At 72.2% G+C, this 22,465-nt stretch carries 22 protein-coding genes; 8 read left to right on the top strand and 14 right to left on the bottom strand.

What is annotated here, in order from left to right; genetic code table 11:
- Positions 1-50: 50 nt before the first annotated feature.
- Complete coding sequence (locus BGP03_RS03155) at positions 51-542, top strand: YajQ family cyclic di-GMP-binding protein (protein WP_296369472.1); 492 nt, start codon at positions 51-53, stop codon at positions 540-542.
- Between the two features lie 160 nt (positions 543-702).
- On the opposite strand, the gene BGP03_RS03150 is transcribed toward BGP03_RS03155, so the two are convergent.
- The 6 genes from BGP03_RS03150 to BGP03_RS03125 all read right to left on the bottom strand — a co-directional run bounded on the left by BGP03_RS03150 (position 703) and on the right by BGP03_RS03125 (position 6,457).
- Complete coding sequence (locus BGP03_RS03150; RefSeq protein WP_296369469.1) at positions 703-900, bottom strand: hypothetical protein; 198 nt, start codon at positions 898-900, stop codon at positions 703-705.
- 68 nt (positions 901-968) lie between these two features.
- Positions 969-1,799, bottom strand: a complete 831-nt coding sequence (locus tag BGP03_RS03145; RefSeq protein WP_298800282.1) for an AraC family transcriptional regulator — start codon at positions 1,797-1,799, stop codon at positions 969-971.
- 36 nt (positions 1,800-1,835) lie between these two features.
- Positions 1,836-2,687, bottom strand: coding sequence for a zinc metalloprotease HtpX (htpX, locus tag BGP03_RS03140; RefSeq protein WP_298800281.1), 852 nt, complete (start codon positions 2,685-2,687; stop codon positions 1,836-1,838).
- A gap of 37 nt (positions 2,688-2,724) precedes the next feature.
- Positions 2,725-3,726 carry an alanine racemase gene (locus BGP03_RS03135; RefSeq protein WP_296369463.1) on the bottom strand — a complete coding sequence of 334 codons (1,002 nt, stop codon included), beginning with the start codon at positions 3,724-3,726 and terminating at the stop codon, positions 2,725-2,727.
- Positions 3,723-5,009 carry a D-arabinono-1,4-lactone oxidase gene (locus BGP03_RS03130; RefSeq protein ID WP_296369460.1) on the bottom strand — a complete coding sequence of 429 codons (1,287 nt, stop codon included), beginning with the start codon at positions 5,007-5,009 and terminating at the stop codon, positions 3,723-3,725. The genes BGP03_RS03135 and BGP03_RS03130 overlap by 4 nt, the downstream gene beginning before the upstream one ends.
- Positions 5,006-6,457 (bottom strand): amino acid permease, encoded by a 1,452-nt coding sequence (locus tag BGP03_RS03125; RefSeq protein ID WP_298800280.1) that lies wholly within the window; start codon positions 6,455-6,457, stop codon positions 5,006-5,008. Before BGP03_RS03125 ends, BGP03_RS03130 begins: the two co-directional genes overlap by 4 nt.
- Before the next feature lie 94 nt (positions 6,458-6,551).
- Between BGP03_RS03125 and BGP03_RS03120 the strand changes: the two genes are divergently transcribed.
- The 5 genes from BGP03_RS03120 (at position 6,552) to BGP03_RS03100 (ending at position 11,796) form a co-directional block, all read left to right on the top strand.
- Positions 6,552-7,151, top strand: a complete 600-nt coding sequence (locus BGP03_RS03120) for a TetR family transcriptional regulator (RefSeq protein ID WP_296369457.1) — start codon at positions 6,552-6,554, stop codon at positions 7,149-7,151.
- Positions 7,148-7,930 carry a methyltransferase domain-containing protein gene (locus BGP03_RS03115; RefSeq protein WP_296369455.1) on the top strand — a complete coding sequence of 261 codons (783 nt, stop codon included), beginning with the start codon at positions 7,148-7,150 and terminating at the stop codon, positions 7,928-7,930. Before BGP03_RS03120 ends, BGP03_RS03115 begins: the two co-directional genes overlap by 4 nt.
- Before the next feature lie 46 nt (positions 7,931-7,976).
- Positions 7,977-8,729: an enoyl-CoA hydratase gene (locus BGP03_RS03110; protein WP_296369453.1), complete on the top strand. Its 753-nt coding sequence runs from the start codon at positions 7,977-7,979 to the stop codon at positions 8,727-8,729.
- Positions 8,730-8,860: 131 nt separating this feature from the next.
- Positions 8,861-10,741, top strand: a complete 1,881-nt coding sequence (locus BGP03_RS03105; protein ID WP_298800279.1) for a 2-oxoacid:acceptor oxidoreductase subunit alpha — start codon at positions 8,861-8,863, stop codon at positions 10,739-10,741.
- Positions 10,738-11,796 (top strand): 2-oxoacid:ferredoxin oxidoreductase subunit beta, encoded by a 1,059-nt coding sequence (locus tag BGP03_RS03100; RefSeq protein WP_296369449.1) that lies wholly within the window; start codon positions 10,738-10,740, stop codon positions 11,794-11,796. The genes BGP03_RS03105 and BGP03_RS03100 overlap by 4 nt, the downstream gene beginning before the upstream one ends.
- A gap of 57 nt (positions 11,797-11,853) precedes the next feature.
- On the opposite strand, the gene BGP03_RS03095 is transcribed toward BGP03_RS03100, so the two are convergent.
- Together BGP03_RS03095 and BGP03_RS03090 are read right to left on the bottom strand one after the other, a co-directional pair.
- Entirely contained in the window at positions 11,854-12,258 is a 405-nt protein-coding gene (locus BGP03_RS03095) for a hypothetical protein (RefSeq protein ID WP_298800278.1), read from the bottom strand.
- A 10-nt stretch (positions 12,259-12,268) separates the two neighbouring features.
- On the bottom strand, positions 12,269-12,814 hold the full coding sequence (locus BGP03_RS03090; protein ID WP_296369446.1) for an OmpA family protein: 546 nt from the start codon (positions 12,812-12,814) through the stop codon (positions 12,269-12,271).
- 149 nt (positions 12,815-12,963) lie between these two features.
- On the opposite strand from BGP03_RS03090, the gene BGP03_RS03085 reads away from it, so the two are divergent.
- Positions 12,964-13,848 carry an alpha/beta fold hydrolase gene (locus BGP03_RS03085; RefSeq protein ID WP_298800277.1) on the top strand — a complete coding sequence of 295 codons (885 nt, stop codon included), beginning with the start codon at positions 12,964-12,966 and terminating at the stop codon, positions 13,846-13,848.
- Between the two features lie 187 nt (positions 13,849-14,035).
- Positions 14,036-14,950 carry an EamA family transporter RarD gene (gene rarD / locus BGP03_RS03080; RefSeq protein WP_292853672.1) on the top strand — a complete coding sequence of 305 codons (915 nt, stop codon included), beginning with the start codon at positions 14,036-14,038 and terminating at the stop codon, positions 14,948-14,950.
- Between the two features lie 141 nt (positions 14,951-15,091).
- Here rarD and BGP03_RS03075 read toward each other — a convergent pair whose 3' ends face one another.
- The 6 genes from BGP03_RS03075 to BGP03_RS03050 all read right to left on the bottom strand — a co-directional run bounded on the left by BGP03_RS03075 (position 15,092) and on the right by BGP03_RS03050 (position 22,462).
- The gene (locus BGP03_RS03075; RefSeq protein WP_292853674.1) at positions 15,092-16,093 is read right to left on the bottom strand and encodes a polyprenyl synthetase family protein; all 1,002 of its coding nucleotides are present in this window, start codon (positions 16,091-16,093) and stop codon (positions 15,092-15,094) included.
- 4 nt (positions 16,094-16,097) lie between these two features.
- A complete protein-coding gene (gene nuoN, locus BGP03_RS03070) occupies positions 16,098-17,720 on the bottom strand; it encodes an NADH-quinone oxidoreductase subunit NuoN (protein WP_292853676.1) in 1,623 nt (540 codons plus the stop codon).
- On the bottom strand, positions 17,717-19,309 hold the full coding sequence (locus tag BGP03_RS03065; protein ID WP_292853678.1) for an NADH-quinone oxidoreductase subunit M: 1,593 nt from the start codon (positions 19,307-19,309) through the stop codon (positions 17,717-17,719). The genes nuoN and BGP03_RS03065 overlap by 4 nt, the downstream gene beginning before the upstream one ends.
- A gap of 14 nt (positions 19,310-19,323) precedes the next feature.
- Positions 19,324-21,234 (bottom strand): NADH-quinone oxidoreductase subunit L, encoded by a 1,911-nt coding sequence (gene nuoL / locus BGP03_RS03060; protein ID WP_296366674.1) that lies wholly within the window; start codon positions 21,232-21,234, stop codon positions 19,324-19,326.
- A gap of 86 nt (positions 21,235-21,320) precedes the next feature.
- Entirely contained in the window at positions 21,321-21,620 is a 300-nt protein-coding gene (gene nuoK, locus BGP03_RS03055) for an NADH-quinone oxidoreductase subunit NuoK (protein ID WP_292853682.1), read from the bottom strand.
- Positions 21,617-22,462 carry an NADH-quinone oxidoreductase subunit J gene (locus tag BGP03_RS03050; protein ID WP_299735467.1) on the bottom strand — a complete coding sequence of 282 codons (846 nt, stop codon included), beginning with the start codon at positions 22,460-22,462 and terminating at the stop codon, positions 21,617-21,619. Before BGP03_RS03050 ends, nuoK begins: the two co-directional genes overlap by 4 nt.
- Positions 22,463-22,465 lie beyond the last annotated feature (3 nt).

Here is a 22,465-nt window from a genome sequence, read left to right as displayed (position 1 = left end):
GACAGCAGCGAACCGGGTTTCACAGGGGCCCGGTCGATCAGGAGGCACGCATGGCAGACCCGTCGTTCGACGTCGTCAGCAAGGTCGACCGGCAGGAGGTCGACAACGCCCTCAACCAGGCGGCGAAGGAGCTCTCCCAGCGCTTCGACTTCCGGGGCACGGGCACGTCGATCGCCTGGTCGGGCGAGGAGGCCCTGACGATCGAGTCCGAGACCGAGGAGCGGGCGAAGGCCGCCGTCGACGTCTTCAAGGAGAAGCTCGTCAAGCGCAACATCTCCATGAAGGCCTTCGAGGCCGGCGAGCCCGCCATCTCGGGCAAGGTCTACAAGGTCAGCGGCAAGATCATCCAGGGCATCGAGTCGGACAAGGCCAAGGAGATCAGCAAGGCCATCCGCGACGAGAAGCTCAAGGGCGTCCAGGCGCAGATCCAGGGCGACCAGCTGCGGGTCTCCGGCAAGAAGAAGGACGACCTGCAGGCCGTGATCGCGCTGCTGAAGGGCAAGGACTTCGGCATCGCCCTGCAGTTCACCAACTACCGGTGAGCTGAGCGCCGGAGCGACTCAGCCGGTCGGTCCGGCTCGACGGCCGGTCACGCGTCCAGGACGTGGAGGCGGCCGTCCCACCCGACGGACACGAGTTCCGCGAGGCGGGCGGTCGGAACACAGCACCCGGGCTGCGACCGACACGGACACCCAACAGGCGTCAGGAGCCGTTCTCGGGGTGGCGTGGCAACGCCTCGGGGGTGAAGAGATCCCCGTCGGGCTCCGGCTCGCGGGGCGCGGGGACGTGTGGCTCCACGGACGGGGGCGGAGGAGCCGCACTCCGCCTCCGGTCCACCACCAGCAGCGCCACGCCCGCCGCGACGCACAGCACCGCGACCACCAGCCACACCACACCCATCGGACCCCCCGGCCTCGCTCACCCACAGTGATGAATTCACGCTACGCCTCACACGTCCGTGTGCAGGGTCAGGCGCTGACCGGCGCCTCCCTGCGCCGGCAGGCCTGCGCGTAGGCCACGGGCGTCAGGCCGATGGCGGCGGTGAAGTCGCGGATGAAGTGCGACTGGTCGAAGTAGCCCAGCTCGGCCGCCACATCGGCCCACGGTCGGTCCTGCTCCTGCGCCAGCACCGCGGCCGCCTCGTGCAGCCGGTAGCGGCGCAGCACCCACTTCGGGCTGACGCCGACGTAGCGGGCGAACAGCCGTTGCAGGGTGCGCGGGGGGATGGCGAAGCGGTCGGAGACGTCCTCGACGCGGGTGATGTCGCGGTCGTGCAGCAGCGCCGCCACGATCCGCCCGACGAGCTCCACCTGGGGGTCCTCGGCGGGCCAGCGGGCCCGTAGGAACGACTCCACGAGCTCGATCATCCGCTCGACCCGTGCGGCCGCGGTCATCTCCGTGGCCAGCCCCGACGCCGACGGGCCCCACAGCTGCTCGGCCGGCAGCACGGCCCCCGTGATGTCGGCGAGGGGGCGGCCGAGGAAGGGCAGGAACCCCCCGGGCCGGAACTTGACGCCGAACACCCGCCCCGCCCCGCGGTAGACGTAGGTGAACCGGTCCCGCCCGACGCCCGAGACGGCGAGCCGCCCGCCGTCGAGCACGAGGTTGACGCACGGGTGCGGCAGCAGCGTGACCGACGCCTCGCGCCCGGCGGGCAGCTCCCACGACACCAGCCAGTGGCGCTCGACGAGCGAGGCCAGGTCGCGCGCCGGAGGGAACCGGTCGAGCGTGAAGTCGACGTCGCGCACGCCGAGCACGCCGTACTCGCTGGTGGTGGAGCGGCGGTCGTCAGGACTCACGACGCCAGCATGCCCGGCCCGTCCGACAGTTTCCGCTCACGGACGGCGCCGCCCCATCTCCTCCAGACGCCGGATGCGGTCCTCGATCGGCGGGTGGGTGGAGAACAGCCGCGCCGCGTTCTCACCGGCGCGGAACGGGCTCGCGATCATCAGGTGCGACTGCGACACCAGCTGCGGCTCGGGCGGCAGCGGCGCCAGCTGCGTGCCGACCTGCAGCTTCCGCAACGCCGACGCCAGCGCGAGCGGGTCGCCGGTGAGCTGGGCGCCGCTCGCGTCGGCCTGGTACTCCCGCGACCGGCTGACGGCCATCTGCACGACCCCGGCCGCGACGGGCCCGAGCAGCGCGACGAGCAGCACGCCGAGCGGGTTCTGGCGCTCACCGTCGCCCCCACCGAACAGCCCGGCGAGCATCGCCATGTTCGCCAGGTAGCCGACCACCGCCGCGAGCGCGCCCGCCACCGAGGAGATCAGGATGTCGCGGTTGTACACGTGGGAGAGCTCGTGGCCCAGCACGGCGCGCAGCTCGCGCTCGTCGAGCAGGTCGAGCAGGCCGGTGGTGGCGCAGACCGCGGCGTGGCGCGGGCTGCGACCGGTGGCGAACGCGTTGGGGGCCGAGGTGGGGCTGATGTACAGGCGCGGCATGGGCCGGCGCGCGATGCGGGAGAGCTCGCGGACGATCCGGTAGAGCGCCGGCGCCTCGGGCTCGGACACGGGACGGGCGTGCATGGCGCGCAGGGCGAGCTTGTCGGAGTTGAAGTACGCCCACCCGTTGACGCCCAGCGCCACCACCAGCGCGACCAGCAGGCCGGTGCGGCCGAACAGCGAGCCGGTGAACAGCACGAGCGCGCTCATGCCGCCCAGCAGCAGCGCCGTCTTCAGCCCGTTCACACTGGTGGAACGAGCCACAACCGGGTGATGTTCCGGGTCACCAGCCCCGGAGGTCCACCGGCCAGGTGTCGAGGATCTCCTCGCCGCGCACGAGGTACATGCGTTCGTGCAGCGCGACGGTCGGGTCGACGTGGGCCGGCAGCACCCGGATCCGGTCCCCCACCGCGACGGGCTGCTCGGCGGCGAAGGTGGTGTGCTCGTCGGAGCAGAACCACACCTGCGCCCCCGGGATCGTCGGGTTGCCGTGGTCCATCCCCAGCGACTTGAGGCCGACGTCGGCCACCGCGTAACCGGGCATCTCCCCCGCCGGCGCGGTCACGGAGATCACCGACGCCAGCACCGTCAACGCCTGGCGGAACGGCACCCCGGCCGCCGAGTAGGCGGTGTCCATGAGCGCGTAGGAGCCGGCCTGGATCTCGTCCACCCAGGTGTTCACGGCGTAGGTGCCCGTGCCGCCGCCCGAGACGAGCTCGCCGCCCACGTCGGCGTGCGCGGCCAGCAGCTTCGCCATGCACTCCTCGGTGAGCTCGGCGCGCTCGGCCGCCTCGCCGTACATCATGAGGTGCCCCTCGTAGCCCATGACGCCGCGCACGGTCAGCCCCGCGGCCCGGGCGCGATCGGCCAGCCATCCGGCGCGGTCGGGCGCGATCCCGCAGCGCGGCAGGCCGACGTTGACGTCGACGAGCACCTCCCGCACCCCGCCCGCGACGGCCGCGTCGAGCGTCTCCCGGGAGTCGATCGCGAGCGTGACGCGGGCGTCGAGCGCGCCGAGGCGCCGCGCGTCGAGCACCTCGTTGGCGAGCAGCAGGTCCTGGCCGAGACCCGCCGCCGCCATGCCCTCGACCTCGCGGATCGTGGCGCACGTGAACCCGGCGTGCCCGAAGCCGGACTGCCAGCGGGCGAGCGCGGTGGCCTTGTGCGCCTTGACGTGCGGCCGCAGCCGCGAGCCGGGCAGCACCGCGGCCATGTCGGCGAGGTTCGCCTCCACCGCGTCGACGTCGACGAGCAGGGCCGGCGTGGTCAGATCGTGCAGAGTCACCCGAGCACCCGTTCCAGGTAGGAGTTGCCGAAGCGCCGCTGCGGGTCGAGCCGGTCGCGCAGGGCCACGAACGTGTCGAATCCCGGGTAGCTGCGCCGCAGGTCCGCCGCCGTGCGGGTGTGCATCTTGCCCCAGTGGGGACGCCCGCCCAGCGCCGTCATCACGGCCTCGACGGCGCCGAAGTAGGCCTCGTGCGGCTGCCCCCGGTAGACGTGGACGGCGATGTAGGCGCTCTCCCGGCCCGACGCGGTGGAGAGCGGGATGTCGTCGGACGCCGCGACCCGGACCTCGACGGGGAACGTCACGGCCTGCCCGTGCCGGTCGACGGCACCCCGCATGCCGTCGAACGCCTCGCGCAGCGCCGCCCGGGGCACGGCGTACTCCATCTCCAGGAACCGCACGCGGCGCGGGCTGGTGAACACGCGGTAGGAGCGGTCGACGTACTCGGCGTCGGCGAACCGGTCCGCGGCCCGCCGGTTCAGCACGGGCACCGTCCGGGGCATCCGCGCACCCAGCCGGCAGACCAGCTCGAACGCGCCGTTGCCCAGCAGGTCGTCGCCCACCCACTCGGCGACGCGGCCGCGCACGGGGCCGTCGGCGGCGGTGCGGTTGTTGCGCTTGGTGGCGGCGATGTCGGTGTGCGGGAACCAGTAGAACTCGAAGTGGTCGTTGCCGGCGGCCAGCGCGTCGAGATCGTCGAGCACGCGGTCCAGCGGCATCGCGGTCTCGACGGCGTGCAGCCGGAACGCCGGGACGGCCTGCAGGGTCACGGTGACGAGGACACCGAGGGCCCCCAGGCCGACCCGCGCCGCGTGGAGGACCTCGGGGTTCTCCGCGGCCGAGCACGTCAGGACCGAACCGTCGGCGGTCACCAGCTCCAGCGCCCGCACCTGCGCGGCGATGCCCTGGTGGCGGGCGCCGGTGCCGTGGGTGCCGGTGGAGATCGCCCCCGCGACGGTCTGGGCGTCGATGTCGCCGAGGTTGGGCAGGGCCCAGCCGCGGTCCCACAGCAGGGCGTTGAGGGCCCGGAGCGTGAGCCCGGCGGGAACGGTGGCGAGGCCCGAGGCGTCGATGCGCACCTGCGCCGGGTCCGACGGGACGACCAGCGCGACGTCCTCGGGCACCGACACCGCGGTGAACGAGTGCCCGGAGCCGAGCGCCTTGACGCGCAGCCCGTCGCGCTCGGCGGCCTTCACCGCGTCGACGACGTCGCCCGCGTCGCGGGCCACGACCGTGCGGGCGGGGTCGGTGCGCTGGTTGCCGGCCCAGTTCTGCCAGGTCATGCCACTTCCGCCTTCTCGTTCGCGGCGGCGGACCCGATGCCCGCCGTCCCGTCGGCCAACCGCCTGCGCAGCGCCGCGACGTACCAGAGCCCGGCCAGGGCCAGCGCTCCGAGCACCACGTAGTCGGCGGAGCGGAAGTCCTCGGGCAGGGTCAGTGCGGCGATCACCGCGACCAGCCACAGCATCGCCAGCACCGCGACGGGCAGTGCGGCGGCACCGAGCCGGAACCCGCCTTCGGCGGCGGCGACGATCGACCGGCGTTTCGCCAGGTAACCGCCGAGCGTCAGCACGTAGACGAGGTAGGGCACCAGCGCCGTGGCCCCCACCAGCACGGCGAACGCGTTGCCGTCGGCGGTGCCGTAGGCCAGCAGCACCAGGCACACCACGAGCGAGGTGACCAGCGCCGGCACGGGGGTCGAGGTGCGCGGGTTGACGCGCCGCAGCGCCTTCGAGAACGGCAGCATCCCGTCGCGGGCCATGGCGAAGATCAGCCGGGAGTTCGACGCGGCGGCCACCACGACCAGCGCGAACATCGAGAACACCACGATCGCGAGGAACCCCTTCGTCAGCACCGGGCCGAGCCAGTACTCCGCGATCGCGGCCAGCGGCACGGGCGAGGCGGAGACCGAGGCCAGGTCGGGGATCGCGACGGTGAAGCCGATCAGCGCGGCCCAGCCCAGCACCCCGGACACCACGACGGACAGGATCATCGCCCGCGGCACCGTGCGCCGGGCGTCCACGGCCTCCTCGGCCATGTCGGCGGCCGCCTCGAAGCCGACGAGCGTGAAGATCCCGACGAGCGCGCCGCCGACGAGCGCGTCGGGGAAGACCGCGCCCGGTACCGTCGTCGCCAGGAAGCCCAGGCCGTGCCCGCCGTCGGGGGTGCCGCCGGAGCCCTGCACCCACAGCACGAACACCACGACGCTCAGCACGACAGTGCCGATGATCTCGGCGAACACGGCGACGTTGTTGACCCGGGCCGCGAGCTGCACGCGCACGATGTTGATCAGGTACGCGATCACGAGCGCGAGGATCGCGATGAACAGCAGCAGGCGGGTATCCCCGGCGTCGAGGCCCAGGACGGTGGCGGTGAGCGGGGCCAGCCCGAGCAGCGCGATGCCGGGCAGCCCGACCGCGCCGTACAGCACGCCCAGCGCGCCGACGAGGTAGCCGAACCGGGAGCCGACGAGCCGCGCCGACCACTGGTAGTTGGCCCCGGCCAGCGGGTAGTGGCCGGCCAGCTCGGCCAGCACGAGCACCACCAGGAACTGCCCGGTCGCCGCGACCGGCCACAGCCACACGGCCGCCGGGCCCATCGTCGTCAGGCCGTAGGAGTAGTTGAGGAAGATGCCGGTGGTGATGGAGACGATCGAGAACGCCACCGCGAAGAGCGCGAAGCGGCGCAGGACTCGGGGAAACTGGGTGGCATAGCCGAAGTTGTCGCTCACGTGCGGCCTCCCTGGCTCGGGTTGCGGATCAGGGTGCGACGTGCGACACATGTATGTCAACCGTCTTGGACGGTTGACCCAGTAGGGAGGTTTCATGGCGCGGGTGTCCGCCGAGGACCGTCGCCGGCAGCTGGTGGCGGCGGCGTTCCGCGTCATCGGCCGCGACGGGTTCGCCAGGGCCACGACCCGGGCGATCTGCATCGAGGCCGGAGCGCCGCTGGCCTCGTTCCACTACTGCTTCGCGTCCAAGCAGGAGCTGCTCGACGAGCTCACCACCCAGACCCTGGACGCGCTGACCGCCGCCCGTGCCGACGGCACGCACATCCGCCCCACCGTGGCCGAGTCGCTGCGCGTGACGCTGGGGTTCTACTGGCAGACCGTCGAGGACGACCCCGGGCGTGAGTCGGTGCTCATGGCGCTGACCCAGCACGCCCTGAACGACCCGGGACTCTCCGGCGTCGCGGAACAGCAGTACGCGGCCTACCACCGCACCGCCCGGGAGACGCTCGAGGAGATCGCCGAGGGGTGCGGTGTGACGTGGACGCTGCCGGTGGAGCAGCTCGCGCGCATGTTCATCGTCGTGACCGACGGCGTGACGCTCGCGTGGCTGGTGGACCGGGACAGCGACGCCGCCGTCGCCGCGTTGGACGCGTTCGCCGGCCAGCTGGCGGCGTTCGCCGGGCCGAGACCGTGAACGAGTACCTGCTCGACAACGCCCGGACCGAGGCCGGCGCGCGGTTCGGCGCCTTCGCGGAGCTGTTCGATCCGGTCACCTTCCGGCACCTGGACCGTCTCGGCCTCGGTGCGGGGAGCCGGGTGTGGGAGGTCGGCGCGGGCGGCCCGAGCGTGCCGGCGTGGTTGGCCGGGCGCGTCGGCCCGTCCGGGCACGTGCTGGCCACCGACATCGACACCCGGTGGCTGCGCGGGCTCGCCGGGTGCGAGGTCCGCACCCACGACGTCGCGGCCGACCCGGCGCCGGACGGCCCCTTCGACGTCGTGCATGCCCGGCTGGTGCTGGTGCACCTGCCCGAACGCGACCACGTGCTCGCGTCGCTGGTGGCAGCGCTGCGACCCGGTGGATGGCTGCTGCTCGAGGAGGCCGACCCGGCCCTGCAGCCGCTGGTCTGCCCCGACGAGGCCGGGCCCGAGCAGGCGCTCGCCAACCGGCTCAAGACCGGCTTCCGCACGCTGATGGCCGGACGCGGGGTGGACCTCGCCTACGGCCGCACCCTGCCCCGGCGGCTCCGTGAGGCGGGGCTGGTGGAGGTCGCGGCCGACGCGTTCTTCCCGATCACCGGACCCGCCTGCGCCGTGCTGGAACGGGCCACCGTCCTGCAGATCCGCGACCGGCTGCTCGACGCCGGACTGGCCACGGCCGACGAGATCGGGGCGCACCTGGCCGCCGTCGACGCCGGCCGCCTCGACCTGGCCACGTCACCGCTGGTCTCGGCGTGGGGCCGACGTCCGGCGTGACCGGTGCGACACGACGCGGAGGCCCCGTCCCGGGCAGGATGCCCCCATGGCCACAGACGTCCGCACTGAGATCGAGGACCGGGTAGCGGTCCTCACCCTGTCCAACCCGTCGCGGCGCAACGCGATGGACCTGGAGCTGTCGGAGAAGCTCGTGGCCGCCGTGGCCGCCGCCGTCGCCGACGACGGCGTGGGCGCGATCGTCGTCACCGGGGAGGACCCGGCGTTCTGCGCGGGTGGCGACCTCTCCGAGCTCGCGACCGCCGACCCGGCCACGCTGCGCCGCGTCTACTCCGGATTCCTCGCGATCGCCGACTGCCCGCTGCCCACCATCGCCGCCGTCAACGGCGCCGCCGTGGGCGCCGGGCTGAACCTCGCGCTGGCCGCCGACCTGCGCCTGGCCGGCCCGCGGGCGAAGTTCGACACCCGGTTCCTGCAGCTCGGGCTGCACCCCGGCGGCGGCTACACCTGGATGATCAACCGCGTGCTGGGCCCGCAGGGCGCCGCGGCGATGAGCCTGTTCGGGGAGGCCGTCGACGCCGCGGAGGCGGAGCGGATCGGGCTCGTGCACCGGGTGGCCGACGACGTCGTGGCGGCCGCGCTGGAGCTGGCGGGCCGCGCCGCCGCCGCGAACCGCGAGCTCGCCGTCGCCACCAAGGCGACGCTGCAGCTGACCGCGGGGATGACGTCGCGCGCCGAGGCCGTCACCGTCGAGGTGCGGGCGCAGGCAGAGTCGGTGCGCTCCGACGACTTCAAGCAGCGGCTCGCCGCGCTCCAGCAGCGGATCAGCAGCAGCCGCTGACGTTCCTCCCACCGGAATCCGGTGCTGTGAGATCTGCCAGGGTCAGGCGACGATCGCTCCCACCGGGAGTTAACCTCGCCGGAGAGCGCTCTGCAGCCCGTCACCGCACCGGAAGTGGGACCGACCTCGACATGACCACCACCGACACCGCCGTCGACCAGCCCGAGGTCGTGCAGAAGGACCGCGTCGTCATCCGTTTCGCGGGTGACTCGGGTGACGGCATGCAGCTCACGGGTGACCGGTTCACCTCCGAGACCGCCGCGTTCGGCAACGACCTCTCCACGCTGCCCAACTTCCCCGCGGAGATCCGGGCGCCTGCCGGCACCCTGCCGGGCGTCTCGTCGTTCCAGCTGCACTTCGCGAACTACGACATCCTGACGCCCGGTGACCGCCCCGACGTGCTGGTGGCGATGAACCCGGCCGCGCTGAAGGCCAACATCGCCGACCTGCCCGCGGGCGGCGTGCTGATCGTCAACACCGACGAGTTCACCAAGCGCAACCTGACCAAGGTCGGGTACGCGGCGAACCCGCTCGAGGACGAGTCGCTGGAGCAGTACCAGGTGCACGAGGTCGCCATGGCCACCCTCACGATGGGTGCGCTGGCGGAGACGGGGCTGTCGAAGAAGGACGCCGAGCGGGCGAAGAACATGTTCGCCCTGGGCCTGCTGTCGTGGATGTACCACCGGCCCAGCGAGGGCACGGAGCGGTTCCTGCGCGAGAAGTTCGCGCGGCGCCCCGACCTGGCCGAGGCCAACATCCTGGCCTTCCGCGCCGGCCACGCCTACGGCGAGACCACCGAGGCGTTCGCCGTCACCTACGAGGTGAAGCCCGCCCCGCTGCCCGCCGGCACCTACCGCCAGATCACCGGCAACACGGCGCTCGCCTACGGGATCGTGGCGGCCGGGCAGACCACCGGGCTCCCGGTGTTCCTCGGCTCGTACCCGATCACCCCGGCGTCGGACATCCTGCACGAGCTCTCGAAGCACAAGTCGTTCAACGTCACGACGTTCCAGGCCGAGGACGAGATCTCCGGCATCGGCTCCGCGCTCGGGGCGTCCTTCGGTGGCGCGCTGGGCGTCACCACCACGTCCGGCCCGGGTGTGGCGCTGAAGTCGGAGACGATCGGCCTCGCGGTGGCCCTGGAGCTGCCGCTGCTGATCATCGACGTGCAGCGCGGCGGGCCGTCCACGGGCCTGCCCACCAAGACCGAGCAGGCCGACCTGCTGCAGGCCATGTTCGGCCGCAACGGCGAGGCGCCGGTGCCGGTCGTGGCCCCGCAGTCGCCGGGTGACTGCTTCGACGCCGCGCTGGAGGCCGTGCGCATCGCGGTCACCTACCGCACGCCGGTCCTGCTGCTCTCGGACGGCTCGCTGGCCAACGGGTCCGAGCCGTGGAAGGTCCCCGACGCCACCACGCTGGCCCCGGTCGACCCGAACTTCGCCACCGAGCCCAACGCCCCCGACGGGTCCGGCGAGTTCTGGCCCTACCTGCGCGACGACGACACGCTCGCCCGTCCGTGGGCCGTGCCGGGCACCAAGGGCCTGGAGCACCGCATCGGCGGGCTGGAGAAGGCCGACGGCCGCGGCTCGATCTCCTACGACCCCGCCAACCACGACCGCATGGTCCGGCTGCGCGCGGCGAAGATCGACGGGATCACGGTCCCGGACATCGAGGTCGACGACCCCTCGGGTGACGCCGACCTGCTGGTGATCGGCTGGGGCTCCACCTACGGCCCCATCGGCGCCGGCGCACGACGCGTGCGGGCGTTGGGGCACAAGGTCGCCACCGCCCATCTGCGCCACCTCAACCCGATGCCGGCCAACCTCGGCGAGGTGCTGGGGCGTTACGACAAGGTGCTGGTTCCCGAGATGAACCTCGGGCAGCTGGTGATGCTGCTGCGCGCGAAGTACCTCGTCGACGCGCAGAGCTACACCAACGTCACCGGGTTGCCGTTCAAGGCCGAGGAACTGCAGGATCTCTTCCTGAGCTACCTGTCTGGAGTGCATGCATGACCGCGCTGGATCTGGGTCTCCCGACGATCGGGGGACTCGACGGGGTCCCCACGACCACCGACAAGCAGACCGCCAAGGACTTCACCTCCGACCAGGAGGTGCGCTGGTGCCCGGGCTGCGGCGACTACGCCGTGCTCGCCGCCGTGCGGCAGTTCCTCCCCACGCTGGGCATCAGGCGTGAGAACACGGTGTTCGTGTCGGGCATCGGCTGCAGCTCGCGGTTCCCGTACTACCTCAACACCTACGGGATGCACTCCATCCACGGGCGCGCCCCGACCATCGCCACCGGCCTGGCCGTCACGCGGCCGGACCTGTCGGTGTGGGTCGTCACCGGTGACGGCGACGCGCTCTCGATCGGCGGCAACCACCTGATCCACGCGTTGCGCCGCAACGTGAACCTCAAGATCCTGCTGTTCAACAACCGGATCTACGGGCTCACCAAGGGCCAGTACTCGCCCACGTCCGAAGAGGGGAAGATCACCAAGTCCACCCCCTTCGGCTCGATCGACCACCCCTTCAACCCGATCTCGCTCGCGCTCGGGGCCGAGGCCACGTTCGTCGGGCGGGCCCTGGACAGTGACCGCAAGGGCCTCACCGCGGTCCTCGGTGCCGCGGCCGCGCACCGCGGGTCGGCACTGGTGGAGATCTTCCAGGACTGCCCGATCTTCAACGACGGGTCCTTCGACGTCCTGCGCAAGGGCGACGACGCCGACACCCGCGTCATCGACGTCCGGCACGGTGAGCCGATCCGCTTCGGCACCGAGGGCGCCTACGCCGTCGTCCGGGACGGGTTCGGGCTGCGCGTCGCGAAGACCGACGAGGTCGACGAGGCCGACATCGTGGTGCACGACCAGGCCGACCTCAACCTCGCGTTCGCGCTGTCGCGGCTGTCGGACCAGGACCTGACCCACACGGTCACGGGCATCTTCCGCGACGTCGCGCGCACCACCTACGACGACGCCACCCGCGCGCAGGTCAACCACGAGCGCGAGACCCGCACTCCCGACCTGCAGGCGCTGCTCAACGGCCGCGACACCTGGGCCGTCGTCGGCTGATCACCCCCCACCACCACGGAACCTCCCCGGCCCCGCGCCGTGGGAGGTTCCGTCGTCTCAGCGGTCGGCCGGGCCGGACTGCGCCGGGATGTCGGGCGCCCGCGCGGGCGGACCCGCGGACTGTCCGGGGATCGGGGGCACCACTCCGAGCCGGTCGAGGGCGTCGACGGCCGCTGCTCCGGGCCCGGCCACCACCCGGCGTCCGGTGGCGTCGAGCGCCGAGAGGGCGGGATCGGTGACCGGTCCCGGGTCGGGTTCCGGGTCGGGTTCCGGTTCCACCCGGGCCGGCGGCTCGGCGGGCGGACGGACGGTGGGCCAGGCCGGCAGCTCCGGCCAGTCGGTCACCTCCGACCCGCGGGCGCGCCGCATCGGCCGCACGAACACGATCCAGGTCACCGCCGCACCCAGCAGGAACGCCACCAGACACAGCACCCAGACCTGCACGAAGAACCACGCCACCATGCCGTCCCTCCTACGCGACCCGGATCTCGACACGCCTGCTGGCGGCCGGGGTGGCGAGCGGAGCGGTGTCGCCCCGGCCGACCGTGGTCAGGCGGTCGCGGGCGATCCCCGCGGCCACCAGCGCGTCGGCCACCACGGCCGCCCGCTGCTCCGAGAGCCGCTGCGCCACGTCGGCCGGGCCCGGGGTGTCGGCGCAGTAGCCCGCCACCGACACCGCGACGGACGGGTTGGCGCTGAGCACGGCCGCGACCCGGGCCACGGCGGCCCGCGAGGCGTCCGAGAGCACGGCGCTGTCGGCCGCGAACACGGGCGGCGGCACCGACGAGAGGGCGGCGGCCACGCGCTGCCGGGACGCGGCGGCGGTCCCCGCAGCCACCGTCGGAGCCGGCGCGGTGGGCGCGACACCGGCGGCGACCGGGGCCGTGACGGGGACGGGGACGGCGGGAGGGCCCGGCACCCCCGGCCAGGCCAGGGCCACACCGGCGAGAGCGAGCGGCACCACCACGAGGGCGGCCCACCACCCGGCACGGGACGGCGACAGCGGCAGATCCACCACGGTTGCTCCCCGTGTCGATGCGATCATCGGACAAGGTCACGGACCCGCGTCACGGTGTGATCACGACGCGGTAACGACTTGAACAGGGCCGCTCGTCTCAGCGCGAGACGATCGACCCGGCGGCGCGTCCCCACCGCTACGGTGCGCTGATGCTGGACGCGCCCGTCGTCGCCCGGTGGGGTGGGCAGCCGATCGAGATCGGTGGCCCCGAGAACCCGTCGACGCCCCTCATCGTGCTGCTGCACGGGCGCGGGGCCACCGAGAACTCGATGGTCGCCCTGGCCCCCAACCTGCCCTTCGGACCGGCCTACGCGGCCGTCCGCGGGCCCGTCGAGGAGCCCGGCGGCTACACCTGGGGCGACCTGACCGCGACGATGGACTGGTTCCTCACCTGGCTCGACAAGGAGGGCGATCCCGACCGCCCCGTCGTCCTCGTCGGGTTCTCCGAGGGCGCGACGCTGGCCGCGGCGCTGCTGCTCGAGCACCCGGAACGGTGGGCGGGCGCGGTGCTGCTGCACGGCGACCTGCCCGACGTCGCGCTGCCGCAGGGCCGCCTCACCGGCATCCCGGTGTTCCTGGCCTGCGGCACGGACACCACCAGCCGCGAGTACCTCGTCCGCGACAGCGGGGCGCCGGTGTGGACCGAGCGCGACCCGAGCGGGCCCCGCCTCACCAGCGAGCTCGCGGGCGCCGTCAGCCGCTGGCTCGCAGGGCGCCTGGACCACCTGCACCGCTTCGGCGAGAACCCGCTCCCCGACGGCGACGACCAGACCTGGCCCACCCTGCTGACGGAGACGCTGCCCGTCCGCGCACACCGCCCCGACCCGGGCGGCAACCCCGCCGTCCTCCCGATCGCCCTGGCCTACGACGCGGTGGGCAAGGGCTGGGCCGTGCCCGACCCCCTGGCCGGCCTGACCCTCCCCGCCGGGGCGGTCCAGATCGACGCGGCCCGGGACGACGCGGAACGCCCGGTGGTGGTGGCGGCGATCATCGCGGCGGCGGCGGGCGCGGCTCCGCCGCCCGTGCGCGGATAACAGTGTTCCCGCACGGATATCCGCGCACGACCCCTGCCTCGACACCGGAGATCGCCGCCCGCCGCACCTCAGCGCCTCCCAGCGGGCGGCCACGTGCGGGCGATCACGATCACGGGCGCGGGGCGGCCGGGGCGGGGTGTCCGGCGTCACGTGAGCGGTCGGGCCGTGCCGGTGTTCTCATGGACCGGTGACGGCGACGAGGCTGGACGGGCGGGGCGTGGGCGCGGCCGTCGGCGCCTACGCGATGTGGGGACTCTTCCCGGCGTTCTGGCCGCTGCTGGCGCCCGGCGTGCCGGTGGAGATCCTGGCCCACCGCATCGCCTGGACCGCGGTGCTGATGATCGTCGTCCTCTCGCTGGTGCGGGGCTGGCCCGAGCTGCGCGCGCTGAGCACCCGGGGCTGGGCGATGGTGGCGGCCGCCGGGGCGCTGATCACCGTGAACTGGGGCCTCTACATCTACGCCGTGTTCGCCGGGCAGGTCGTCGAGGCTGCGCTCGGCTACTTCATGAGCCCGCTGATCAGCGTGCTGCTCGGGGTGGTGGTGCTGCGGGAGAGGTTGCGGCGCGTGCAGTGGGCCGCCGTGGCGCTGGGCCTGCTGGCGGTGGTGGTGATCGCGGTCGAGAACGGCAGACCGCCGTGGATCGCCCTGACCCTGGCCACGTCGTTCGGCACCTACGGGCTGATCAAGCGCACGGTTCCGTTGTCGGCCACCGCGAGCGTCACCGCCGAGGGGCTGGTGATCGGCCCGATCGCGGCCGCAGTGATCGTCTGGTTCCAGGTGGCGGGCGGCGGCACCATGGTCGACCACGGCCCGGCCCACTTGCTGCTCCTGATCGCGGCCGGACCGGTCACCGCGGTGCCGCTGCTGCTCTACGGCGTGGCCGCCCGGCGCGTGCCGCTGAGCACGATCGGCGTGCTGATGTACCTCAACCCGATCCTGCAGTTCGTGTGGGGCGTGTTCGTGGTGCACGAGGACATGCCGGCCACCCGCTGGATCGGCTTCGCCCTGGTCTGGCTGGCCCTCGTGGTGTTCACGGTGGACCTGGTCCGCGCCCACCGCGCCGGCCGCCCCACCCCGGAACCGGCGCTCACCACCCCCTGACCCCACGAGTCGGGGTCTCCGTGCGACCGAGTCGCGGTCCCGGTGCGACGGGCCGGACGCACGGACAGCCCGACTCGCACGCACTCAGGCCCCGACTCGCGGACATCGGGCCCCCGACTCGCGGGGTGGTCAGGGTGACTCTCAGCCCGTGCGGTCGATCGCGTAGGTCGTGAGGGCGTCCAGGGCGTCGGACGCCGGGCAGGCCGGGAGCTTCGCCAGCTCGGAGCGGGCCTCCGCCGCCTGCTCGGACAGGAACTCCTTGGCACGGACCAGGCCCTTGCCGGCGCGGAGCAGGGCCAGCGCCTCCTCCACCTCACCGTCGTCGGTGATGGGGCGGGCCAGCAGCACGCGCAGGCGGTCGGCGTCCGGGCCGGTCTCCTGCAGCGCGTAGAGCATCGGCAGGGTCTGGACGCCCTCGCGCAGGTCCGTACCCGGCGTCTTGCCCGAGCTGCCCGACGGCGACGCGATGTCGATCACGTCGTCGGCCACCTGGAACGCGGTGCCGAAGATCACGCCGAAGCGCTGCAGCGACGCGATGTGCTCGGGCGGGCAGCCGGAGAACATCCCGCCGAAGCGGCCCGACGTGGCGATGAGCGAGCCGGTCTTCTCGTAGATCACCCTCAGGTAGTGCTCCACCGGGTCCTCGCCGGGCCGCGGGCCGCGGGTCTCCCGCATCTGCCCCGTGACCAGCTCGGCGAAGGTCTCGGCGATGATCCGCACGGCGTCCGGACCCAGGTCGGCCACGAGCCGGGACGCGTGGGCGAACAGGAAGTCGCCCGTCAGGATCGCGACCGAGTTGTCCCAGCGGGCGTTCGCGCTCTCCGCGCCGCGACGCATGGTGGCGGAGTCCATGACGTCGTCGTGGTAGAGCGTGGCCAGGTGGATCAGCTCCACCACGGCGGAGGCGATGATCACGTCGTCGGAGTCCGGCCGCGGCCCGAAGTGCGCCGCCAGCAGCGTGAACAGCGGCCGGAACCGCTTGCCGCCCGCATCGATCAGGTGCAACGCCGTCTCGTTGACGAACTGGTAGTCGCTGTACACCTCGCGGTGCAACAGCTCCTCGACCTGGGCCAGACCGGCCTCCGTGGCCGCCGCCAGGGCCGGGTCGCCGACCTCGACTCCCGCTATCGCGTTGCTCGACACCCCATCAGCCTACGAAGGTTCCGGCGCCGGCCCAGCCCAGGGCCAGGGTCGGGACGATCCCGAGCAGCAGGGTGACGAGCACACCGAGCGTGATGGCGGCCGTGGTGAACGCGCCGGGCACCGTGACGGTGGGGCCGTCGGGCGCGGGCTCGCTGAAGTACATGAGCACGATGACGCGGACGTAGAAGAACGCGGCGACGGCGCTGGCGATCAGCGCGATCACCACCAGCGGCACCATCCCGTCGGCGGACGCGGCCGAGAACACCGCGAACTTGGCGGTGAAACCGCTGGTCAGTGGGATCCCGGCGAGGGCGAGGAGCAGGAATGACATCACCGCCGCCACGACGGGCGACCGCTTCGCGAGCCCGGCCCACTGCGAGAGGTGGGTGGCCTCGCCGTCGGGACCGCGCACCAGCGAGATGACGCCGAAGACCGCGAGCGTCGTGAAGCCGTAGGCCAGCAGATAGAACAGCGTGCCCGAGGTGCCCGCCGCCGTGATGGACATCGCACCCAGAAGCAGGAACCCGGCGTGTGCCACCGACGAGTAGGCGATCATCCGCTTGACGTCGGTCTGTGTGAGTCCGATCACGGCGCCGATCACCATCGACGCGATCGCGACGGCCCACAGCACCCCGCGCCACTCCCAGCGGGTGTCGCCGAAGGCCACGTAGAGCACCCGCAGGATGCCGCCGAACGCCGCGACCTTCGTGCAGGCCCCCATGAACGCCGTGACGGGTGTGGGCGCGCCCTGGTAGACGTCGGGCGTCCACGTGTGGAACGGGCCGACCGAGGCCTTGAACATCAGCCCGACGACGAGCAGCCCGAGCCCGCCCAGCAGCAGCGCGTCGGACTTCTGCGAGCCGGCCGACGCCGCCGCGATCTCGGAGAACCGCACCGAACCCGCGTAGCCGTAGAGCAGGGCGAGGCCGTAGAGGAAGAACGCCGACGCGAACGCCCCGAGCAGGAAGTACTTGACCGCCGCCTCCTGCGACAGCAGCCGGCGCCGACGCGCGAGGCCGCACATCAGGTACAGCGGCAGCGACAGCACCTCGAGGGCGATGAACATCGTCAGCAGGTCGTTGGCGGCGCAGAACGTCATCATCCCGGCCAGCGCGAACAGGGTGAACGGGAAGACCTCGGTCTGCATCGTGGGCGCCTGGTCGGGCGAGCCGTAGCCGCGGTCGGGATCCGGGTCTCCCCCGCCCACCCCGCCGCCGGTGGCCACCCCACCGCCACCGCCGCCGACGGCGGCCCGGGACGCGGCGGAGGCGAGGAACGCCCCACCGGGCTCCACGGACCGGTCGGCGATCAGCAGGATGCTGCCGAGCCCCAGCGCGAGCAGCGTGCCCCACAGGAACAGCGTGGGTCGATCGACGGCGAGTGCGTCGGAGATCGTGGTGATGCCCTCGGGCCCGCTGTTGCCCGCGTACAGGGCCAGCGCGAGCCCGGCGGCGACCAGGGCCACGATCGAGAGCACGACCTGGGCGGGCCAGCGCTGGTGGCGGGGCAGGAACGCCTCGATCAGCACGGCGACGCACGCGGCGCCGAGGATGATCAGCAACGGGGCGACGGCGCCGTAGTCGATGGGCGGCGCGGTCAGCTGCGCCTGCTGGGCCAAGATGCTCACTGGGACAGACCCCCCACCGGGTCGGCAAGACCCACTTCGTTCATGGTGGCCACCACCGACGGGGTGATGACGTCCAGCACCGGGCCGGGGAAGAACCCGAGCACCAGGATCAGCACGATCAGCGGGGTCAGCACCGCGATCTCACGCCTGCCGAGGTCCGGGAAACCGGAACTCCTCTTGGCCGACAGCGCCGGGTCGAGCATGGTGCCCGGCCCCCCGACGGTGTCCAGGGCGCCCAGCACCGCCGAGCCGCGCAGCGGGCCCTGCATCGTGCGCTGGTAGACCCACAGCACGTAGAGCGCCGCGAAGATGATGCCGACCGTGGCCAGGATCGTGTAGACCGGCTGGCGCGGGTAGGAGCCCAGCAGAACCAGGAACTCGCTGACGAACGAGTTGGTGCCGGGCAGCGCCAGCGACGAGAGGCCGGCGACGAGGAACGCGCCCGCGAGCAGCGGGGCCACCGTCGACACGCCTCCGTAGTCGCCGATGAGCCGCGAGCCGCCGCGCGTGATCAGCAGGCCGACCACGATGAACAGCATCCCCGTGGAGATGCCGTGGTTGACCATGTAGAGCGTGGCCCCGGCGAACGCCTGCGAGGAGAACGAGAAGATCCCCAGCGCGATGAACCCGAAGTGGGCGATCGAGGTGTAGGAGACGAACCGCTTCAGGTCGGTCTGCCCGACGGCCAGCAGCGCGCCGTACAGGATGCCGATGACGGCGAGCGTGAGCACCAGCGGCGCCAGCGTCTTCGACGCGAACGGGAACAGCGGCAGGCAGTAGCGCAGGAAACCGAACGTGCCGACCTTGTCCAGCACGCCGACGAGAAGCACGCCGGCGCCGACGGGCGCCTCCGCACCGGCGTCGGGCAGCCAGGTGTGGAACGGCACCAGCGGTGCCTTGATCGCGAAGGCGAGGAAGAACCCGAGGAACAGCCAGATCTGCGTGGACTCCGGGACGCTCGCCGCCATGCGCTGCAGGTCGACCCACGTGAACGTGCCCGAGCCCAGCTGCTCACCGCTGACCACGAACAGCCCGATCACCGCCGCGAGCATGATCAGGCCGCCGAGCAGCGAGTACAGGAAGAACTTCACGGCCGCGTACTGCCGGCGCGGCCCGCCGAAGCGGCCGATCATGAAGTACATCGGGACCAGCATGGCCTCGAAGAAGACGTAGAACAGGAACACGTCGGTGGCCGCGAAGACCCCGACGAGCAGCGACTGCGTGGCGAGGATCAGCGAGTAGAACCCGGCCGCGGAGCGGCCCTCCGGGATCCTCTCCTCCCACGAGAACGCCATGACGATCGGCACCAGCACCGCGATCAGCGCCAGCATCACCAGCGCGATGCCGTCGATGCCGAGCGCGAAGTGGGTGCCGAACGCGGGGATCCAGTCCACCGAGAGCTCGAGCTGGAAGCGCGTGCCGCTCGACGCGGCCGCCACCGAGTAGGAGAACCAGGTGACGATCGTGAGCACCAGCGACACCAGGGAGAACCCCAGCGCCACCAGCTTGGCCGTGCGCGCGTTGTTCTTCATCGGCGCCACCACCGCCGCCCCGACGAGCGGGAGCAGCAGCAGGATCAGGAGAAGCACACTTCCTCCGGTCGTCACGAGAACCGCACCACCAGCAGGGCCGCGGCCACCAGGACCGTGCCGCCGAGCATCGACAGGGCGTAGGAGCGGACGAAGCCCGTCTGCAGCCTTCGCAGCCGGCCCGAGCTGCCCCCGAACAGCGCGGCCGTGCCGTTGACGACCCCGTCGACGCCGCGGTTGTCCACGAACACCAGGAACCGCGAGAGCCAGGTGCCCGGGCGGGCGATGACGGCCTCGTTGATGGCGTTGGCGTAGAGGTCGCGCCGCGCCGCTCGCACCGGTAGCGAGACGCGCTCCGGGCGCTCCACCGGGGTGGGCCTGCGCCCGACCACCAGGTAGGCCACCAGCACACCCAGCGCGGAGAGCGCGAGCACCAGCCACGGCGTGACCGAGTGGGGCAGCGCGCCCCCCTCGGCCTCCCGCAGCTCACCCAGCGACGGGGCAAGCCAGGTGGCCAGCGCCTTGCCGTTGGTGAGCAGGAAGCCCGCGAGCACGGAGCCGAACGCCAGGATGATCATCGGGACCGTCATCGACAGCGGCGACTCGTGCGGGTGGTAGTGCCCGCCGTCGGAGGTCTCGAGCTCCTCCCAGCGCTTCTCGCCGAAGAACGTCATGATCATCAGGCGGGTCATGTAGAACGCGGTGAGGCCCGCCGCGACCGACGCCGTGAGGCCGAACACCCAGCCCTGCCAGCCCGGCGCGGTGAACGCGGCCTCGATGATCGCGTCCTTGGTGAAGTAGCCCGACAGGAACGGGAAGCCGATCAGCGCGAGGTAGCCGAGCCCGAAGGTCACGAACGTGATGGGCATCTTCCGCCAGAGGCCGCCGTAGCGGCGCATGTCGACGTTGTCGTCCATCGCGTGCATGACCGAGCCGGCCCCGAGGAACAGCCCGGCCTTGAAGAAGCCGTGGGCCAGCAGGTGGGCGATGCCCAGCGCGTAGCCGATGGGGCCCAGCCCGACGGCGAGGATCATGTAGCCGATCTGGCTGACCGTGGAGTACGCGAGCACCTTCTTGATGTCGTCGTACGCGCAGCCGATGATCGCGCCGATGAGCAGGGTGATCGTGCCGATCAGCGCGACGACGAGCCGGCCCGACTCGGTCAGGTTGTAGATCGGGTTGGTGCGCGCGATGAGGTAGACGCCCGCGGTGACCATCGTCGCCGCGTGGATCAGCGCCGAGACGGGCGTGGGGCCCTCCATCGCGTCGGGCAGCCAGGCCTGCAGCGGGAACTGGCCCGACTTGCCGCACGCGCCGAGCAGCAGCAGCACCGTGATCGCGACGACCGTGCCGGGCGAAACCTGCCCGATCCGCTCGAAGACGTCCGTGTACTGGACCGTGCCGAGGTTGGTCCAGAGCAGGAAGATCGCCAGCGCCAGCCCGACGTCACCGACGCGGTTCATCAGGAACGCCTTCTTGGCGGCCGTGGCCGCGGACGGGCGGTCCTGGTAGAAGCCGATCAGCAGGTAGGACGCGAGACCCACACCCTCCCAGCCGAGGTAGAGCATCACGAAGTTGTTGCCCAGCACCAGGATCAGCATCGCGGCGACGAACAGGTTGAGCTGCGCGAAGAACCGGCGTCGGCCGGGATCGTGGCTCATGTAGCCGACCGAGTAGATGTGGATCAGGGACCCGACACCCGTGATCAGCAGGACGAACGTCAGCGACAGGGGGTCGAGCCGCAGTCCGAAGTCGACTTTCAGGCCGGCCACGGCGATCCAGTCGAACAGGTGCACCTCGGTGGTGCGCTGGTCGGCGGACATCCCGATCGTCTGGAAGAAGATCGCCAGGCCGAGCGCGAACGACGCGACGACGGTGAGCACCCCGAGCCAGTGGCCCCAGGTGTTGGCCCGGCGACCGGCGACGAACAGGATCAGGGAGCCGGCGGCGGGCAACACGAACAGCAGCCAGGCGAGCGACGTGATGCCGGAGGCGACCTCGACGGTGGGCAGTTCCGTCACGAGGTCACCTCAGAACAGGCGGGGCTGAGCACGGGGAGCACTCCTTGGTCTCAGTACTTCAGCAGGTTCGCGTCGTCGACCGACGCGGTCCGGCGGGTGCGGAAGATCGACATGATGATCGCGAGGCCGACCACGACCTCCGCGGCCGCCACGACCATCACGAAGAACGCGATGACCTGGCCGTCGAGGGCGCCGTTGATGCGGGCGAACGTCACGAGCGTCAGGTTCACCGAGTTGAGCATCAGCTCGATGCACATGAACACGACGATGGCGTTGCGCCGCACCAGCACGCCGACGGCGCCGATGGAGAACAGCAGCGCCGAGAGCAGCAGATAGTAGGTGGGTGTCACCGGGCGTCCTCGGTCTCGGCGGAGGGGTCAGCGGCGGGAAGGGCCTTGCGCCCGCCCGTGAGGGCGTGCGCGTCGGACTGAGACACACCTGGATGGGGCGCGTCGAACGCCTCCACCGGGGTGGAGTCGATGATCGCCGAGACCGACTCCGGGGCGACCGAACCGTCGGGCAGCAGGGCGGGCACGGCCACCGAGTTGCCGGTGGCGAACACGCCCGGGCCGGGCAGCGGGGAGATGCGGTCGTGCTCGCCGCGCAACCGCGCGGTGACGGTGGCGCGCTGGCCGCGCTTGTCGTGGGCGCGGGACTGCGAGTAGGCCAGCACCATCGCCCCGAGCGCCGCGGTGATCAGCAGCGCCGAGGTGAGCTCGAACGCGAACAGGTACTTGGTGAACACCAGCGCTCCGAGCCCGCTGACGTTCGCGCCCGAGCCCGCGTTGCCGCCGGCCAGGCCGACCGAGGAGACGTTGACGAGCGTGCGACCGACGGCGGCCACCAGCAGCACCGCGAGCGCGAGGCCCAGCAGCAGCCCGGTGAGCCGTTGGCCGCGGAGCACCTCGACCACCGAGTCGGAGCTGTCCCGGCCGACGAGCATCAGCACGAACAGGAACAGCATCATCACGGCGCCGGTGTAGACGATGATCTGCACGAAGCCGAGGAACGGCGCCTGCTGCACCATGTACAGCGCGCCCAGCGAGAGCATCGTGAGCACCAGCATCAGCGCCGAGTGCACCGCGTTGCGGGCGAACACCATGCCCAGCGCCCCGAGCAGGGCCACGGGGCCGAGGATCCAGAAGACGACGGCCTCGCCGGTGCTGACGGTGTCGGCTGCCTGCGCGAGCACGCT

It is taken from the genome of Pseudonocardia sp. 73-21, from assembly GCF_001899645.1.
Classification (GTDB): Bacteria; Actinomycetota; Actinomycetes; order Mycobacteriales; family Pseudonocardiaceae; genus Pseudonocardia.
The sequence above is the reverse complement of the archived record's forward strand: the minus strand, read 5'-3'. Positions and strand labels throughout refer to the sequence as shown.

Coding starts and splice junctions, on each gene's coding strand:
- BGP03_RS03100 (WP_296369449.1), top strand. CDS start 10,738: ATGACCGCGCTGGATCTGGGTCTCCCGACGATCGGGGGACTCGACGGG.
- BGP03_RS03130 (WP_296369460.1), bottom strand. CDS start 5,009: ATGACCTGGCAGAACTGGGCCGGCAACCAGCGCACCGACCCCGCCCGC.
- BGP03_RS03105 (WP_298800279.1), top strand. CDS start 8,861: ATGACCACCACCGACACCGCCGTCGACCAGCCCGAGGTCGTGCAGAAG.
- BGP03_RS03155 (WP_296369472.1), top strand. CDS start 51: ATGGCAGACCCGTCGTTCGACGTCGTCAGCAAGGTCGACCGGCAGGAG.
- BGP03_RS03085 (WP_298800277.1), top strand. CDS start 12,964: ATGCTGGACGCGCCCGTCGTCGCCCGGTGGGGTGGGCAGCCGATCGAG.
- BGP03_RS03110 (WP_296369453.1), top strand. CDS start 7,977: ATGGCCACAGACGTCCGCACTGAGATCGAGGACCGGGTAGCGGTCCTC.
- BGP03_RS03095 (WP_298800278.1), bottom strand. CDS start 12,258: ATGGTGGCGTGGTTCTTCGTGCAGGTCTGGGTGCTGTGTCTGGTGGCG.
- BGP03_RS03150 (WP_296369469.1), bottom strand. CDS start 900: ATGGGTGTGGTGTGGCTGGTGGTCGCGGTGCTGTGCGTCGCGGCGGGC.
- BGP03_RS03120 (WP_296369457.1), top strand. CDS start 6,552: ATGGCGCGGGTGTCCGCCGAGGACCGTCGCCGGCAGCTGGTGGCGGCG.